General features: G+C 54.3%; 12 protein-coding genes and 1 other RNA gene (1 of these 13 running past the window's edge). 12 read left to right on the top strand and 1 reads right to left on the bottom strand.

Features of this window, described 5'->3' with window-relative positions; genetic code table 11:
- Nucleotides 1-549: 549 nt before the first annotated feature.
- Together KJW29_RS24690 and KJW29_RS24685 are read left to right on the top strand one after the other, a co-directional pair.
- Complete coding sequence (locus KJW29_RS24690) at nucleotides 550-2,532, top strand: AraC family transcriptional regulator (RefSeq protein ID WP_246608362.1); 1,983 nt, start codon at nucleotides 550-552, stop codon at nucleotides 2,530-2,532.
- Nucleotides 2,519-3,304: a ferric iron reductase gene (locus KJW29_RS24685; RefSeq protein WP_214626623.1), complete on the top strand. Its 786-nt coding sequence runs from the start codon at nucleotides 2,519-2,521 to the stop codon at nucleotides 3,302-3,304. The genes KJW29_RS24690 and KJW29_RS24685 overlap by 14 nt, the downstream gene beginning before the upstream one ends.
- A 32-nt stretch (nucleotides 3,305-3,336) precedes the next feature.
- On the opposite strand, the gene KJW29_RS24680 is transcribed toward KJW29_RS24685, so the two are convergent.
- Nucleotides 3,337-4,476: a S8 family peptidase gene (locus tag KJW29_RS24680; protein WP_373271314.1), complete on the bottom strand. Its 1,140-nt coding sequence runs from the start codon at nucleotides 4,474-4,476 to the stop codon at nucleotides 3,337-3,339.
- Nucleotides 4,477-4,958: 482 nt separating this feature from the next.
- On the opposite strand from KJW29_RS24680, the gene rpoE reads away from it, so the two are divergent.
- The 10 genes from rpoE to dnaX all read left to right on the top strand — a co-directional run.
- Complete coding sequence (gene rpoE, locus KJW29_RS24675) at nucleotides 4,959-5,525, top strand: DNA-directed RNA polymerase subunit delta (RefSeq protein WP_087571716.1); 567 nt, start codon at nucleotides 4,959-4,961, stop codon at nucleotides 5,523-5,525.
- A 370-nt stretch (nucleotides 5,526-5,895) separates the two neighbouring features.
- Nucleotides 5,896-7,509: a CTP synthase gene (gene pyrG, locus KJW29_RS24670; protein ID WP_214626622.1), complete on the top strand. Its 1,614-nt coding sequence runs from the start codon at nucleotides 5,896-5,898 to the stop codon at nucleotides 7,507-7,509.
- Between the two features lie 169 nt (nucleotides 7,510-7,678).
- Nucleotides 7,679-8,077, top strand: coding sequence for a response regulator (locus tag KJW29_RS24665; protein ID WP_087571734.1), 399 nt, complete (start codon nucleotides 7,679-7,681; stop codon nucleotides 8,075-8,077).
- Between the two features lie 503 nt (nucleotides 8,078-8,580).
- Nucleotides 8,581-9,840, top strand: a complete 1,260-nt coding sequence (locus tag KJW29_RS24660; protein WP_214626621.1) for a UDP-N-acetylglucosamine 1-carboxyvinyltransferase — start codon at nucleotides 8,581-8,583, stop codon at nucleotides 9,838-9,840.
- A 65-nt stretch (nucleotides 9,841-9,905) separates the two neighbouring features.
- Nucleotides 9,906-11,252 carry a transcription termination factor Rho gene (rho, locus tag KJW29_RS24655; RefSeq protein WP_214626620.1) on the top strand — a complete coding sequence of 449 codons (1,347 nt, stop codon included), beginning with the start codon at nucleotides 9,906-9,908 and terminating at the stop codon, nucleotides 11,250-11,252.
- A 31-nt stretch (nucleotides 11,253-11,283) separates the two neighbouring features.
- Nucleotides 11,284-12,558, top strand: coding sequence for a radical SAM family protein (locus KJW29_RS24650; protein ID WP_108995609.1), 1,275 nt, complete (start codon nucleotides 11,284-11,286; stop codon nucleotides 12,556-12,558).
- Nucleotides 12,559-12,707: 149 nt separating this feature from the next.
- Nucleotides 12,708-12,905, top strand: coding sequence for a 50S ribosomal protein L31 (gene rpmE / locus KJW29_RS24645; protein ID WP_087571721.1), 198 nt, complete (start codon nucleotides 12,708-12,710; stop codon nucleotides 12,903-12,905).
- 83 nt (nucleotides 12,906-12,988) lie between these two features.
- Nucleotides 12,989-13,405, top strand: coding sequence for a hypothetical protein (locus tag KJW29_RS24640; RefSeq protein WP_108995608.1), 417 nt, complete (start codon nucleotides 12,989-12,991; stop codon nucleotides 13,403-13,405).
- Between the two features lie 124 nt (nucleotides 13,406-13,529).
- Nucleotides 13,530-13,797: signal recognition particle sRNA large type (gene ffs, locus KJW29_RS24635), an RNA gene on the top strand.
- 244 nt (nucleotides 13,798-14,041) lie between these two features.
- A protein-coding gene (gene dnaX / locus KJW29_RS24630) for a DNA polymerase III subunit gamma/tau (RefSeq protein WP_214626619.1) crosses the window boundary here: on the top strand, nucleotides 14,042-15,640 show its 5' portion. The gene runs 192 nt beyond the window's last position; only the first 1,599 of its 1,791 coding nucleotides appear in the window; it begins with the start codon at nucleotides 14,042-14,044; its stop codon lies off the right edge, out of view.

Raw genomic sequence — 15,640 nt, 5'->3', positions numbered from 1 at the left:
TCGCTAAAGGACCTCAGAGCCTCTATGTGCAGCCTTTTCGCGATATTGAAAATCTAGCGGACACAGATGGCGCTATTTGGTGTATTTCCGCCCATTCTATGCGGTTTTGACGGAAGTAAGGACGTCTGTGTCCGTTACCATTTGAACAAGCTTCATTTTTGCGAAATAGGGACTGTGGTGTCCGATCAGCCCTTACTTATCTGCGCTGCCGTCCACGATGAATCGACAGCCTCTCTATGCCCGTTAGGCGGGAAGTGACTGGACACGTTTGTTTTATTCAGCTACCCTTGGTGTTGGTGTTATGATAGACCAATTTAATTGATAATGAGAATTATTATTGATATAATCGGTGCAAATCGAATCAATCCGAATCGAATCGAATCAATCTAAACGAAGCAAAACGAGCCATATCAAATCAAATCACAAATCAAATCGAATCGAATCAAATCGAATCAAATCGAATCAATCCGAATCGAATCGGATCCAACCCGAACGATCGAAACCGGTCGGGGGCGCTGCGAGTTAAACGAGTGGGAGAATGAGATGGTCATGGAGGGAAATAGAGGGATTTCGTTGGAGGATCATTTGAAGCTGTGGAATCATTCCGCGATCAGAGTGCTGGATATCAGGCGTTCCCGGATCGGGCCGGAAGAGAAGCGGGCTTCCTTCCGCATGCCCGCCAGCGGGTTCTTGCTGATTCATCAAGGGTGCGCGGATATTTATATCGACGAGCGCCGCCACTCGGTTCGGGGCGCTTACGCCTGCCATGCAGGCAAGGGCTCGCTGCTGGACATCGTTCAGGTCAGGGAGGCGGTGCAATACGATCTGATCTTCTACAAAGCGGCTCCCGCGCCGCCGCATCGCAAGGAATTGGCTGCTATTCTGAAGAAAAACAGTCCGTTCCAGTCTTCGTACGGCTTTGTGCCGGGGTATCCGCTGGCGCTGTATGCGAAGTCGGAGCAGATGCTGGGGCTGTGGCAAGCTCCCTCCGCCTTGGACCGGTTCCACGTCAGAGCCTTGTTCCATCAATTGGTGTACGAAATGCTGCGGCAAGTTCACGAGCAGGGAGGCACGGACGTGTACCGGCCGGATCTTGTCGCCAGGGCCGTTCGTTATCTGAAAGACCATTACGCGGAGCCTCTCGGCCTCCAGGAGCTCGCAACCGTACTGGAAGCGGGACCTCGACAATTGCAAAGGCAGTTCAAAAAGCGGCACCGGGTTGGTCCGATGGAGTATTTGATCGGGATCCGCATGGACCAGGCTCGGGCGATGCTTACGGGGACGCAGGCAACGCTGCGCGAGATTGCGGAGGCGACGGGGTACTCCGACAGCTATTACTTCAGCCGCGCCTTCAAGAAGCATTACGGCATCTCTCCGCTCCAATGCCGCCGGTCCTGTCGCATAAGTGCATCCGGCTTGTCGCGAAATCTCATTGGAGAAGCGGCCAAACTCCCTTATAGTGATGTTGATAGTGCGAATCATTATCAATATTCAAGCGGAGGAGAATGGCAAGTGATCAAACGTACGAAATCCATGCTGGCCGTTAGTCTAATTCTGAGTCTGGCCCTGATTCTGGGGGCATGCTCGGGCGGAAACGGCGGAGCGAGGTCCAATACGAACGAAGGAGCGTCCCCGACGTCCACGGCGTCCTCGACGGCCGCTCCCGGTCCGGCCCAAGCGGAGCAAGCCGGTTATCCCGTTACTATTAAGCATCTGAAGGATGACATCGTGCTGGAGCAGAAGCCGGAGCGCATCGCGGTTCTCGACACGAAGTTCGTCGATCAGTTGATCGCCCTGCAAGAACAGCCGGCGGGCAGCGTCACCGCGGCGGGCTCTTCGGAGGACTTCCCGGAATATCTGGCGGATCAGTTGGCGGACGTCAAGGTGCTGGGCACGCGCGACGAGCCGAATCTCGAGGCCATCGTGGCGATGGATCCCGATCTGATCATTATTACCGGCTTCCAGGAGAAAATCTATGACAGCGTCTCGAAGATCGCCCCGACGATCGTGCTCGACTTCGACGAGGACTGGAAGGACACATTGGTTACGTTCGGGAAGATCGTCGGCAAGGAGCAGGCTGCCGCCGACGTGCTGAAGGCTTACCAAGAGAAGGTGTCCAGCCTCAAGGAGAAGCTGCAGGCCAAGATGAACGGGGAGAGCATCGCATTGCTAAGGCCTAGGGACGGCGGCATTCGAGTGCATACGCCGGATCATCGCACGGGAGCGATTCTATACGGGGACTTGGGATTGATCGCTCCGAAAGCGGTAACCGAGGTGGACGATACCGCTTATCAGATCGCGTTGGAGGCATTGCCCGGCGTTGGAGCCGACCATTACTTCCTGCTGACCGACGATATGTTCAAGGAAGAGGCCGAGGAGTACCAGAAGACGGAAACCTGGCAGTCGCTGGAGCCCGTTAAGCACAACAGGATATACAACGTCGACACGACGTTATGGATCGCTTACTACGGCCCGATCGCAATTAATATGATCGTGGATCAGGTGGGAGAAACGCTGCTTGGCGGCCACTAACGGAAGAACGTTTTTATCGCAGGAGGAACGGAGGGAGCTCCCTGGAGAATTCCGAATGATCGAGGATGGGGCCGATCTTCCTCCTTTGCTGGCGGACGTGCGGGTATCGGAGTTGCTGAACAAGGAGATGTGCGGGGACTATCTGGATTGGCTGGGAAAGCATATCGGGGCTCCGTCCCGGAGAGTGACGGCTTCCATGCTGGCGAAGAGGTATGGCTACTTGCTAGTCGCGCCCGTGCTGCATGCGATGACCGGTTTCAATAAAGGGTTGATGCTGACGCCCATGCAATGCCGCCTGATCTCACCGGACTATAGCGGCTGCGCCGCGGGCAAGTCCAGCTTTCCCGAGCTGGCAGTGGAAGGCTTGACTGTGACGGTACCGTTGGCCGGGAAGCGGGAGAAGTGGAGAGAAGACGTGCTCTGCGGATTGTTCGCCGACCATGTGGCCCCTTTGTTCAAGACGCTGTCGGAGTGCGCTCGCGTGCCGATGGCGATTTTGTGGGAAAACGCCGCCGTGCGGATCGCTCCGCCGTACGAAGAGGAGGAGTTCGAGGGCCCGCATGCCGCGGAAGATTATGTCTATATGTCGAGCCCTTCGTCGGCATCCCTATTCGGCGAAAAACGTAATCCACTGGCTAAGTTCATGGGAGGTGCGGCGCGCTCTTCCGGGATTTATTCGGCCAGGCCGAGATTGACATGCTGCTTGTATTACGAGATGGCGCCGGAGTATTGCCGGAAGTGTCCCAAGGTCAAGGCGGCATCCGGCAGTTGAAAAAGGAAAAAACGACAAGCCGCGCAAGAAGCTTATAGCTTCTCCGCGGCTTGCAGCATTCGGACGATGTCCAGCTCGCCGGTGCTGCTTCGCCGATTTTTGGCGTTGCGCAACGGCTGCATGGAACGTTTCATGATGAGCTTAATCTCCGCCGGTGTCAGATGCGGGTAAAGTGACAGCAGCAGGGCTATGGCCCCGCTCACGTGAGAAGTTGCCATAGAGGTGCCGCTCATCTCATTATAGTTTCCTCTCAGCCATGCCGATGTGATTTTCTCGCCGGGAGCGTAGATATCGATATGCGCCCCCCGGTTGCTAAAGGGCGCGACCCTGCGGGAGCGGTTTGTGGCGCCTACGGAGATCGTCTGAGGATAACGGGCGGGATAGTCGACGGAGCGAAGCTTGCCGTCATTGCCGGAGGAAGCGACGATGATGACGCCGGAGTTGTAGGCGTTTGTTACAGCGCCTAGCAGCGCCTTGCTTCTGTTCTTCATCCCGAAGCTCATGTTGATGACGTCTATGCCATTGCGGACGCACCACTCGATGCCGAGTATAATATCGGAGACAAAGGCGCTTCCGTTGTGGTCGAACGCCTTGACCGGAGCAATCAGCGCACGCGGAGCCACGCCGATCATGCCATGCATGCCATTGGCCGCGGCGATCGTTCCCGCGATATGCGTGCCGTGTCCATTGTCGTCGTAAGGCATTTTGCTTCGATTTAGCAGGTTGATTCCCCGAAGCAGCGAATGTCGCAGATCGGGATGATTAAAGTCGATTCCGGTATCGATGACGCCAACCTTGACGCGATGTCCGGTCGTGACGCCCCATGCTTGCGGCGCCTTGATCTGTTGCACGCCCCATGGCATGCCGTTATCGAGCGCGAGCGACTTCTGAGAGGAGGGGTTGACGCTGATGAGGCAGTCCTTCTCCATCCAGATGTGTCCTCCAGAGCAATCAAGCACGGCTGAAGCTGGCAATTGGCAGACGATACCTCTAATGATGGGCAGGGGGCTTACGAGCTTGCGCAGCGGCCTAAGTTTGTCGTTTTGTGACAGCTGCCGCACGAACGTGCGATAATCGCTGTCATGCTTGAATCGGATAATGCGTTTTGTCGTTTCTGTGGAAGATATCGAACGCGATTGCTGCAGCGAACGAATGAATGCGGCGATATTCAATAGAGCTCCCCCTCCCGAAGGACGATGCTGCACTATTGTATGAAGGATGGAGCGGGACGGCATGAGCCACTTGCCTTTTTTCAAATAAATAGGCGTCAGACCGTGGCAAAATCCGCGTTCGCTCATAGGATGAATGAAGAGCTGGATACGCTCTTGCATCTCCGACGCGAGTCGGATGGATACAGTCAAAGCGAAGGGAGCTTCCCTTCGCTTTTTTGCCGTGACCGCTCAGATCCGGCATGTTCCGACATTTCCCGCACTGCCGCACGCAGGGTACTCGTCGAACGGCTGCCGGACGAGCTGCGCTCCGAGAACGGCCTGCACTTGATTTTTCGATTGAAATAGGTTTTACTATAGTTTGACTAATGCGTGCGAAGGAGAACGGCCGCTCGGCTAGGAGCGGGCTCGGAAGCTTCGTCCGAGAATGCATAAGGTACGGCAACGTACATCATTCCAGAGCAAGTGAGAGAGGATGTGTCCATATGAGCGGCGGCAATATTACATTGAAGCTGGATCCTGAACGCGTGAAGGAAATGCCAATGGTCGACTTGGCGTTCGAGGTGCTCAAAGCGGCCAACACGCCATACTATTATCGCGATTTGATGATGGAGATCGCCAAGATTCGCGGTCTGTCCCAGGAAGGCATCAATCAATTTATCGCTCAGGTATATACGGAGATCAACATCGATGGAAGATTCGCTTGCGTCGGCAGCAATATGTGGGGACTCAAGCGCTGGTATCCGGTAGAGCGCTCCGAGGATCCGGTGGGCAACGCGAAGCGTACGCGCATCATTAACGACGACGACGATCTCGACGACGAGGATCTGTTCGCGGAAGAAGAAGAGGACGATTTCGCGGCTGAGGAAGAAGATTACGATGCCTACGACGAGGACTCCGAAGACTTCGAGGAGGCCGAAGAAGAGGCTGAGGTCGAAGAGGAGATCGACATAGAGGAAGAGGATCTGGAAGAAGGCGAAGACGAACTCGACGCCGAAGAAGACGAGGAAGAGGACTCCTTCGAAGACGAAGAAGACGACGACGATAAGTAATCGGAAGTCCGCCTAGTTTCGCTTGACATGTACTATTAAGCAGAGTACACTATTGCATGGGCTTCAGATTCGGTTAACCAATAATACGCATATGACATGCGATAAGAGAAAAGTGCCCCCGTAGCTACGGGTGTCACTTTTTTTGTTTGAATTCTAAGAATTTATAAGTTTTAGCAACTTATTTGGACTTAGAATTGTCGAAATGAAACGCGCTGCGCCGACAAAAGACGGCGACAGTCGATTCATCTTGGATTCAATCGGATAGCATCATAGGCCTTGCGCGCTACATATTCATGGCGCATGTGCGACATAAGGCAGCGGATTTGGGTAAACTATTTATTAACATAGGAGCATGGAGGGTATCATCACAGTGACCAAATATATATTCGTAACCGGCGGCGTGGTCTCTTCCCTGGGCAAGGGAATCACCGCGGCATCGCTAGGCAGACTGCTCAAGAACAGAGGGCTTAAAGTTACTATCCAGAAGTTTGATCCTTACATCAACGTCGACCCGGGCACGATGAGCCCGTACCAGCACGGCGAAGTATTCGTCACGGACGACGGCGCAGAGACGGACCTTGACCTCGGTCACTACGAACGGTTTATTGATATCAACCTGTCCAAGAACAGCAACGTCACCACGGGCAAAATCTATTCCAACGTGATCACCAAGGAACGCCGCGGCGATTATCTGGGTGGAACGGTGCAAGTCATCCCGCATATCACGAACGAAATCAAAGATCGCGTCTTCCGCGCGGGCAAGGAGCATGGCTCTGACGTTGTCATTACGGAGATCGGCGGTACGGTCGGCGACATCGAGAGCCTGCCTTTCCTGGAAGCGATTCGCCAGATCAAGAGCGATATCGGCCGGGACAACGTCATGTATATCCACGTCACGCTTATTCCTTACATTAAGGCAGCAGGCGAAGTAAAGACGAAGCCGACTCAGCACAGCGTGAAGGAATTGCGCAGCATCGGGATCCAACCGAACGTAATCGTCTGCCGCACGGAGTATCCTCTTGCCGAAGACATGAAGCGCAAAATCGGCTTGTTCTGCGACATCGACGAAAATGCGGTCATTGAATGCCGCGATGCGTCGACCTTGTACGAGGTGCCTCTCATGCTTCGCGAGCAAGGACTCGACGAGTTCGTCGTAAACCATCTTAAGCTGCAGACCGAGCAGCCCGACATGCGCGAATGGGAGAGCCTTGTCGCCCGAGTGAAGTCGTTGCATCACACAACGGAGATCGCAATCGTCGGCAAATACGTTGCCCTGCATGATGCCTATCTTAGCATCGTGGAATCGCTCGGACATGCCGGCATCTCCGCGGATTCCGAAGTGAAGATCCGCTGGGTCGATGCCGAGCTGCTGACCGACGATACCGTCGCGGACGCCCTGCAAGGCATACACGGCATTCTGGTGCCGGGCGGCTTCGGGGATCGCGGCATCGAAGGCAAGATTTGCGCCATCAAGTATGCGCGCGAAGCGAAGATTCCTTTCTTCGGCATCTGCCTCGGGATGCAAGTCGCCGTTATCGAGTACGCTCGCAACGTGGCTGGTCTTGCGGGAGCAAACAGCTCGGAGATTAATTCCTCTACGCCGTATCCGGTTATCGATCTGCTTCCAGACCAGAAGGATATCGAGGATTTGGGCGGTACGATGCGCCTTGGCCTGTATCCGTGCAAGATCGCATCCGAGACGATCGCGATTCGCGAATACGGGGACGAGCTGGTGTACGAACGCCACCGTCATCGGTATGAGTTCAATAATGAATACAGGGAAGCCATTGAGTCCGCGGGACTGATCATTTCCGGCACTTCCCCGGACGGACGCCTGGTAGAGATGGTCGAGCTCAAGGATCACCCTTGGTTCCTTGCGGTACAATTTCATCCGGAATTCACGTCCAGACCGAATCGCCCGCAGCCGCTGTTTAGAGGGTTCGTGCAATCGGCACTATCGTATTCGGAGCGTTTGGCGCGCTAATTAGCGAGAAGTTGACACATTGTTGTCATCCTTTCTTCCATCCAGTAATTTTTTGTATGCCATAGCAGGATAATCCCTTCTCTCTCTCGAATAGATATAAAAAATTGACGGAGCAGTCTCTTATCGTTTGATGAAGATTACGACGTTCATTCTCGGGGAGTTGAGGAGCTTGGATAAGAAGAAGGTATTGATTGTCGACGATCAGAACGGAATTCGGGTCTTGTTGTTAGAAGTGTTCAGCAGCGAAGGCTATAATACGTTTCAAGCTGCGAACGGCAAGATCGCCTTGGAGATCGTGCGACGCGATTCACCGGATTTGGTATTGCTCGATATGAAGATTCCGGGCATGGATGGCTTGGAGATCCTAAAGCATATCAAAACGATCGATCCTTCCATCAAGGTCATTATGATGACGGCTTACGGCGAACTCGATATGATTAAGGAAGCGACGGATCTCGGCGCGCTGATGCACTTCACCAAGCCGTTCGATATCGACGAGATGAGAATGGAAGTGAATCGCCATCTGCAGGGAGGCAGTTCGTCGGACCGGTTCGCTGTAGGTTCTTAATGAAGCAAGGTGAAACGGCTGTGGCCGTCCCGCGGCAGCGCGGCTCGTTTCATTCCGGGAAATATAGAGAAAGTAGGGCGATCATAGGCTTTCCTATATTTTGAAGAAGGAAGCATCGCATGCGCGGCGCGCGGCGTTGCTTCTTTTTGCTATTCCGGAAAGGAAAGAGACCTTACCATTTGGCTCTTCGGTGTGATATAATAGCTCAGAGTGACCGCCTGAACAATGCCGACAGGACGAGCCTTCAAGCTCCAAGCCTTATGGCTGCGGCGGTTTTTTGAAATACAGGATTGTATAGATTTACTTCATACTTGACCTCTATTTCTCGGATATTACACCGCCGAAAGACGGCAACAGCCGTTTTACCTTGTCCCAATTAGATTAGAATTTTAACAGAAAATGTGGCGTCCTCTGACAAGGGCGCCGCAATTCTTTCTGCCTGTCAATCATTAAAGCTGCTAGTATTGCTGCCTTCTAAGCTTAAGAGGAGGAACCTACTTTTCATGGAGAAATTGATGATTCGCGGAGGTCGACCGCTGCGCGGCACGGTTCAGATCAGTGGAGCCAAGAACAGCGCGGTCGCTCTTGTTCCTGCTGCAATATTGGCGGAATCGGAAGTTGTATTAGACAATTTGCCTGAGATTAGCGATGTTGCGGTTTATAGCGACATCCTGCGAGAGCTTGGCGCGACGGTTACTCGCGATGGGGATACGATGCGAATCGATCCTTCTGAGCTTATTGCAAGACCAATGCCAAACGGCAAGGTCAAGCTGCTTAGAGCCTCGTATTATTTGATGGGCGCCATGTTAGGCCGTTTTGGAGAAGCGATTATAGGCTTGCCCGGAGGCTGTAATTTCGAGCCTCGTCCCATAGACCAGCATATTAAAGGCTTCGAAGCGTTGGGCGCTACCGTAACCAATGAGCACGGATCCATCCATATTAAGGCCGCGCAGCTGCGCGGAGCCAAGATCTACCTGGACGTTGCGAGCGTCGGAGCGACGATTAACATTATGCTTGCGGCCTCTCGGGCCCAAGGATCCACCATTATCGAAAATGCGGCAAAAGAGCCTGAAATCATAGATGTAGCTACTTTGTTGAACGCCATGGGAGCAAATGTGAAAGGTGCCGGAACGGAGACGATTCGTATCGAAGGTGTCAGAAAACTTCACGGCTGCCGGCATTCCATCATTCCCGACCGCATTCAAGCGGGAACTTATATGATTGCGGCCGCAGCAACGCGCGGCGACGTACTTATAGATAATGTTATTCCCAAGCATATGGAAGCCATGACGGCCAAGCTTGAGGAGATGGGCGTGCAGGTCGTCGAGATGGACGAATCCATTCGGATTATCGGCTCGCCGGAATACACGGCCATCGATGTGAAAGCGCTGGTTTATCCGGGCTTCGCAACCGATCTGCAATCGCCGATGACAACACTTCTTACGCAAGCGAAAGGCGTCAGCATTCTGACAGACTACGTTTACGGAACGAGGTTCAAGCATGTGCCGGAGCTTACGCGCATGGGGGCCAATATCCGCGTGGAAGGACGCTCCGCCATTATCGAAGGCGGCAAGCTCAATGCGGCCAAGGTAAAGGCGGCGGATTTGCGGGCTGGAGCGGCGTTGGTTGTAGCTGCATTGACCGTGGAGGATGGCGTAACCGAAATTACCGGCGTAGAGTACATCGACCGGGGGTACGATCATCTGGTGGAGAATCTGACCAGGCTGGGTGCGGAAGTATGGCGCGAGGACAGTTTGGAATAAATTAGGTAAAAACTGGTAATGATGAATTAAAAGGTTTTCAACAATTCGAATAAAGTGGTGAGAATATGTCGGATCTTCAGATTGCGGATCTGGAAGAGATGAAGTTGACGGAGCTGTATAAGCTCGCCAAGCAATATCAAATTGCTTATTACGGTCAACTCAAGAAGAAGGAACTTATATTCGCCATCCTCCGGGCGCAAGCGGAGAAGAGCGGACTTATGTTTATGGAAGGCGTATTGGACGTCCTGCAAGAAGGATTCGGATTTCTGCGTCCCATCAACTATTTGCCCAGCAAGGAAGATATTTATATTTCGGCATCCCAGATCCGCAGGTTTGATCTGAGAAGCGGCGATCTTGTTTCCGGAAAGTGCCGGCCTCCAAAGGAGAACGAACGATATTTCGGCTTGCTCCAAGTAAATGCCGTTAATGGAGAAAACCCTGAAACGGCGGCAGAACGACTCCATTTTCCTGCTCTTACTCCTCTATATCCCGAGAAGAAATTAGTGCTCGAAACCTCTAAGTCGAAGTTATCCACCCGTATGATGGACCTGTTAGCCCCTGTCGGACTTGGCCAAAGGGGACTTATCGTCGCTCCGCCAAAGGCCGGAAAGACGCTGCTCCTGAAGGAGATCGCCAACAGCATCTCCGAGAATCGCCCTGATATTGAGCTGTTCGTGCTGCTCATCGACGAGCGTCCGGAGGAAGTGACCGATATGCAGCGCTCGGTAAAAGGCGAAGTTGTCGCGTCGACGTTCGATGAACTTCCGGAGAATCACATCAAGGTTGCCGAGCTTGTGCTCGAGCGCGCGCTTCGATTGGTCGAACATAAGAAGGATGTTGTCATTCTCTTGGACAGCATCACGCGCCTTGCGCGTGCTTACAACCTTGTTATCCCGCCATCCGGCCGCACATTGAGCGGCGGTATCGATCCGGCTGCCTTCCACCGTCCCAAACGTTTCTTCGGCTCGGCGCGCAACGTGGAGGAAGGCGGAAGCCTGACGATTCTGGCGACGGCCTTGATCGAGACGGGCTCGCGTATGGACGACATCATTTATGAAGAATTTAAGGGTACGGGCAATATGGAGCTGCATCTGGATCGCAAGCTGGCGGAACGCCGAATCTTCCCGGCGCTGGATATGCGCAGATCGGGTACTCGGCGGGAAGAGATGCTGTTGACCAAGGAAGAGCTCGACAAGATATGGGCCATCCGCAAAACGATGAGCGACTCGCCGGACTTCGTCGATAATTTCCTCAAAAAGCTGAAGGACTCCGACAATAACGAACAGTTCCTTATGTCGCTGGATACGACGGCCGAGCCGTCCAGGAACGACAGACCGCAGGCGAAGAGCCCCGCATCCTCGTCGACATCCGCTGGCCGCAGACCCGTAGCGCGTTCGACGCAGGGGTCATAGGAGGCCGCAGCCCGGCTGGAAGGAGGACATCATGAATCTCGTATATGCGGACGAACACGGCAATGTGTTCGACCATCCCGATTTTTACGGTCTAGGACGCAGCGGCGACATGGTCGTCGAGATGATGGAGGAGGAACTCATTCCTCTCCCGGAAGGAGCGACGCTGGTCAGCTTGCCGTTTACGCGTCCCGTCGGCCTTGACCCGGACAGCGGAGAGATGCAAGTATTGCCCGGCGGCGCCCAAGCTGTCGGCGCGTTGCTGCCCCAAGGCTATACGCGGCTATGCCTGCCCGGCTACGTGAAGGCGGACAAAAACGAGAAACTGCCGCTCTTCGGCTACACGGCCGTTGTCTGGAAGGACGGCGGTTTCCATGTTGCCGCCGAGCAATGCGACGATCCGGAGCGGTGGGATCCGCTGAACTGCGATCGTCAGGAGCTTGGCGTGCAAGTGGAGCGGCTGCTGCAGAAGTATCCGGACAATCGTCTGTACAAACACTTGTCCAACTGCGCGCTCGGCTATGAGTGTCTCACGGCATCCAATACGTTTCTAAATCGTTGGGAAGGCGCCGTGCCGGTCTCCTATTCGTGCAATGCCGGCTGCTTCGGCTGCATCTCGGAGCAGCCGGACGACAGCGGCTTTCTGGCTCCTCAGACCAGGATGAACTTCAAGCCGACGGTGGACGAAGTCGTAGACATCATGCTGGAGCATCTTCGCGAGCCGGAGTCTATTATCAGCTTTGGCCAAGGCTGCGAAGGCGAGCCGTCCACGCAAGTAAAGATCATCGTGGAAGCGATGAGACGGGTGCGCGCGGTAACCTCGAACGGTTACATCAATATTAATACCAACGCAGGACTAACCGATTTCATTCGCGCCATTGTGGACTCCGGTCTGGATTTGATGCGCGTCAGTACGATCAGCGCGCTCGACGATCATTATAATGCGTATTACAAGCCGCGCGGCTATACGCTGCAAAATGTCGAGAAGTCGCTCAGATACGCTACCGACAAGGGCGTGTATACGTCCATCAACTATTTGATCTTCCCCGGGGTGACGGACCGCGAGGAAGAGATTGAGGCCATGATCGGCTTCGCGAAACGCACGGGGCTCAAGCTGATCCAAATGCGGAATCTCAATATCGATCCCGAGAGCTACCTAGAGCTTATCCCCAAGGCGCAAGGAGAAATTTATGGAATGAAGACGATGCTCGAGATTTTCCGGGAAGAATTGCCGGATGTCGTCATCGGCTCCTACACGCATGTGCCGCCTGTCGAGCTTCGCCGTCCAAAAAATGTGTTAATCCCGTAGTTCTATAAATGCGTGGAACGACCACTGTGAGGAATTGTAGCCATACAGTGGTTAATCATTGCATGGAGAGCCGCGTCGTGCTATAATCCACATTGTGTGATTTATACTCTGGGCCCGCATGTGGCTCAGGGCAGAAAGAGGTGAACGAGATGAAACAAGGTATTCATCCGACATACCACGTCGTTACAGCAACTTGCGCTTGCGGCAATACGTTCGAGACTGGTTCCATTAAACCGACTCTTCGCGTAGAGATTTGCTCCGCATGCCACCCGTTCTTTACGGGTAAGCAGAAGTTCCTGGATGCCGGCGGCCGCGTCGACCGTTTCAAGAAGAAATACGGCATTTAATTCCTATCGCCAATTCGGCCTTTATTTGGCAGAATACAAGGACCTCCCTCAGCCATCCTATGGTTATAAGGGAGGTTTTTTTAATGGACAAATTGGATAGGCATACGGGGTCCGGAACGGCTCTGCATAGATGGATGCTTGCCGGCTTGATCGGCGCGGCGCTGTTGCTTGGAGCGGGGTGCTCCGGCGCGGAACCGGGAAAAGAGAAGGGCTACGGCCATGACGGATATATGGGTTATTCCAATAGCAACCCAAGCTTGATGAACCGCAATACGACGCTCCTGTACGAAAAGGATACCCGGATGATCGAGCAAGTGCTGAAGCCGGTTGCCGGCATCCGTTCCACGCGGGTCAGCTTTAACGGCAGCGAGCTGCATGTCCAGCTGACGGCAGATCCGGAAATGACGGATGCGCAGCTGGAGAAGCTGCGCGCGCGGGCCCAAGCGATCGTACAGACGAATATGCCGAGATACGAAGTGCATGTAAAAGCTAGTCGTTAAGGGGCTTGTATACACGACATTCCAAAACGCGCATACGAAGATCGTCTAGTTGAAGTCTAAACAAGACGTTGTAAATTTCGCCATCGGTTGCGCTTTGTCCCGGAATGTACTATACTTGTTTTTGCCGTGCTAGACGGGGAGGTAGCGGTGCCCTGTAACTCGCAATCCGCTGTAGCGAGGTTGAATTCCTGTCTGAGGTTATACTGATGTGAGGCTTGGCGCTTGCAAGCAGTGTTGACAGTCGGGTCCTCCGCAATGGACGCTTGTGAACCCGGTCAGGTCCGGAAGGAAGCAGCCGTAAGCAAGTTAGTTCATGTGCCGGGGGAGTGCCTGACTCGAGCTGTGTAGCAAGAATGCCGCTTGGGTCGTATATATCGGGGGCAGGTGCACGGTTCTGCCTAATCAATAAGGGCTTGGATGCCCTGAACAAATGCCCGCAGTTGCCGGTTCCGGCAATTGCGGGCATTTTTGGCTAAAAAAGCACAGAGCCGGCTAAGCGGCTTATTTGCACGTCAACACGGACAAGCAGATGTTTGCCATTCCGGTATACTCTGGCAAGCTTTGGTTAGCGCTTACGCTTCCCTCTGCAATGTAGTATAATAAGGGAATCTGATGCAACCGGAAGGGAAGAGCCGCGTGACACATATCGCTTTATATCGTGCCTGGCGTCCTCAGACGTTCCAGGACATGGTTGGACAACAACATATTATACAGACGCTGCAGAATGCCATTCGCGAGGATCGGGTATCTCATGCGTATCTGTTTAACGGACCTAGAGGGACCGGCAAGACGACCACGGCCAAAGTGCTGGCCAAGGCGGTAAACTGCGAGCATGGGCCAACCGTGGAGCCATGTAATGAATGCGACGCTTGCAAAGGCATAACGGCAGGACATATTATGGATGTGATCGAGATCGACGCGGCATCCAACCGCGGCATCGACGAGATCCGTGACATACGCGATAAAGTCAGGTATGCCCCTTCCGAGGTTCGATACAAGGTGTACATCATCGACGAGGTGCACATGTTGACCTCCGAAGCGTTTAATGCTCTGCTCAAGACGCTGGAAGAACCGCCGGGACATGTCATCTTTATCTTGGCGACGACGGAGCCTCACAAGCTTCCGGCTACGATCATATCCAGATGTCAGCGGTTCGACTTCCGCCAAGTGTCGCTTCAAGAGCAGACGGGACGATTGCTGCAGATATGTTCGGAAGAAGGTATCGAAGCCGACGAGGATGCGATCGCTTATATAGCGCGATTATCGGAAGGCGGCATGCGGGATGCCATCAGCTTATTGGAGCAGGTTGCCGCGTTCGGCGACTCGCGCATTACGCTGGAGGCAGCCGTCGATGTGACTGGCGGGCTGGCGTCCGAGCAATTCTATCAGCTCGCACAGGCCGTGCAAGAGCGAAATGCCGCGGCTATTATGCCGCTGGTCGAAGGCCTTACGGTGGCCGGCAAGAGTCCGGACAAGTGCCTGGAGAATTTGATTTATTATTTCCGCGACCTGCTGGTTCTTAAGCTGGCGCCGAACAACGGAGCCGCCACAGAGCGAATCGTGGATCGCGACAAGTTCCAGGGAATGGCCGAGGCTTATTCGCCTGAACGGTTGTTCGCGATGATCGATACGCTTAACAAGTATCAGATGGAGCTTAGGCACGCCACGCAGCCGCAGACCGTATTCGAGGTTGCCTTGCTCAAGCTGTGTACGCTTGACGAAGGGGCAAAGGTTTCGGCTGGGAGCGGCGGCGCTCCCCCGCCTTCCGGAGGCGGGGCGAGCTCGTCCGAGGTGCAGGCCATGCGACAGCAGATCGCTGCGCTGGAACGCAAGCTGGAAGGACTGCTCAGCGGAGGGGCAGCCATTGCAGCGGCGGGAGAAGCATCCGGACGCGGGGGACAGGGAGCAGCGGCGACGCGTTCCCCTTCCCGCGGAGCCTTCGGCGGCGGAAGCGGCATCGCTCGCGCCAAGGTGAAGCTCGACGCCTATCTCGCTTCCGCCGGCAGTCCCGAATCGGGAGCGGCCCGCATGAAGTGGGGCGACGTGCTGCAGCGGGTCAAGGAAGAGAAGGTGACGCTGCATGCCTGGCTCAAGGACGGGGAGCTCGTATCCTTATCGGAGAGCAACCTGCTTCTTGCCTTCAAAAATGAAATTCATAGAGAAACGACCGAGAAGCCGAACCACCGCGAAATCATTGAACGAATTGCCGGAGATGTGCTCGGGAAGCCGTATGGT

The sequence above is a fragment of the Paenibacillus agaridevorans genome (assembly GCF_018604145.1).
GTDB lineage: Bacteria > Bacillota > Bacilli > Paenibacillales > Paenibacillaceae > Pristimantibacillus > Pristimantibacillus agaridevorans.
Note: the sequence above shows the minus strand (reverse complement) of the source record. Positions and strands in the feature narration are given on the sequence as shown.

Coding starts and splice junctions, on each gene's coding strand:
- KJW29_RS24640 (WP_108995608.1), top strand. CDS start 12,989: ATGGACAAATTGGATAGGCATACGGGGTCCGGAACGGCTCTGCATAGA.
- KJW29_RS24650 (WP_108995609.1), top strand. CDS start 11,284: ATGAATCTCGTATATGCGGACGAACACGGCAATGTGTTCGACCATCCC.
- rpmE (WP_087571721.1), top strand. CDS start 12,708: ATGAAACAAGGTATTCATCCGACATACCACGTCGTTACAGCAACTTGC.
- rpoE (WP_087571716.1), top strand. CDS start 4,959: ATGAGCGGCGGCAATATTACATTGAAGCTGGATCCTGAACGCGTGAAG.
- KJW29_RS24690 (WP_246608362.1), top strand. CDS start 550: ATGGAGGGAAATAGAGGGATTTCGTTGGAGGATCATTTGAAGCTGTGG.
- rho (WP_214626620.1), top strand. CDS start 9,906: ATGTCGGATCTTCAGATTGCGGATCTGGAAGAGATGAAGTTGACGGAG.
- KJW29_RS24660 (WP_214626621.1), top strand. CDS start 8,581: ATGGAGAAATTGATGATTCGCGGAGGTCGACCGCTGCGCGGCACGGTT.